The sequence below is a fragment of the Bacteroides caecigallinarum genome, assembly GCF_021531075.1.
GTDB classification, from domain to species: domain Bacteria; phylum Bacteroidota; class Bacteroidia; order Bacteroidales; family Bacteroidaceae; genus Phocaeicola; species Phocaeicola caecigallinarum_B.
The window spans coordinates 1-1,423 of sequence record NZ_JADYTJ010000121.1; the positions used below are offsets into that span (position 1 = coordinate 1).

The following is a 1,423-nucleotide window of genomic DNA, read 5'->3' on the forward strand; positions in this document are numbered from 1 at the left end:
TATTACTGTCCGCTAAAAGTTCATACATCATTATAATGATAGGGCCGTCCTCCGATTTTGGAAGTCAGCCCTATTTTGGTTATCTTTGAGTCACCACACTAAAAGTTTAACCATGAGCAAAAGTACACATTTCTTCGGACAGCCGATATATGGGCAGCTAATAAAATTGTTAGATAAGTCCAAAATTCTTCAATTCAGCCGTAATCATGGTGGTGAAAGGTATGTAAAGAGCTTTGATGGCTTTACCCATCTGCTTACGATGCTCTATGCCGTGATAATGCGCTTCGATTCATTGCGTGAGATAGAGACCTCAATGACCGCTGAGGTACGTAAATTGCATCACATAGGTATTGAGACAGTTCCCAGGCGCAGCACCTTGTCCGATGCCAATTCCAGACGTTCTGAAAAGTTCTTTGAGGATGTTTACCATGACCTTTACGAGGAAAATAAGTCAAAACTTACCTCGGACAGCCGGCGCAATGGGACAGAGGAATGGGTAAAACGGCTGAGAATCATAGATTCAACGACAATATCCTTGTTTTCCAACCTCATATTCAAAGGTGTGGGAAGGCATCCAAAGACTGGCAAGAAGAAAGGTGGTATAAAGGTTCATGCCGTCATACAAGCCAACGAGGGCGTTCCCTGTGATGTACAGTTTACATCTGCTGCTACAAACGACTCTTTTATGCTTGTCCCCTCCAAATTTTCCGACAAGGAGATCGCTGCAATGGATAGAGCCTATATCAACTATGAAAAATTCGAGGAATTGACGGAGCGTAACGTGGTTTATGTTACAAAAATGAAGAAGAACCTCAACTATGAGATTTTGTTCGACTTTATGGAGATGACCACGGAGGGCAAGATGGAATACAGAGAGCAAGTTGTAGTATTCCGTAAAGGAGAAACAAGGCACATCGCAAGAATCGTAACCTATGTGGACATTAAAAGGGGGAAACAGCCCAAATTGGTCTCACTGCTTACCAATGATTTTGACATGCGCCCGGAAACAATCGTGGCCATTTATCGTCGTCGTTGGCAGATCGAATCACTTTTCAAGCAAATCAAGCAGAATTTCCCGTTGAGATATTTTTATGGAGAGAGTGCTAATGCCATCAAAATACAGATATGGGTGACGCTCATAGCCAATCTGTTGTTATCGCTGCTGCAAAGCTCTCTTGAGAGGAGATGGAGCTTTTCAGGGTTGGCTACGATGGTAAGGATAGTCCTGATGTATTACCTCAATATAAACACATTCTTTAACAAACCTGATGAAGACCTTAAAATGATGCTTATGGAGGCAGCAGAACCACCACCTAAGGAGGTAATAAGCTCATAAGAGGGGCTTGTCTGATATGAAAATAACTCCCAACTTATCTATTTCAGCAAGTTGGGAGGGAATTCACGTCTTTAGCGGACAGTAATA

1 protein-coding gene is annotated in these 1,423 nt (G+C 42.4%); it reads left to right on the forward strand.

Features of this window, described 5'->3' with window-relative positions:
• Positions 1–112: 112 nt before the first annotated feature.
• The gene (locus tag I6E11_RS14580; protein WP_235329732.1) at positions 113–1,336 is read left to right on the forward strand and encodes an IS4 family transposase; all 1,224 of its coding nucleotides are present in this window, start codon (positions 113–115) and stop codon (positions 1,334–1,336) included.
• Positions 1,337–1,423 lie beyond the last annotated feature (87 nt).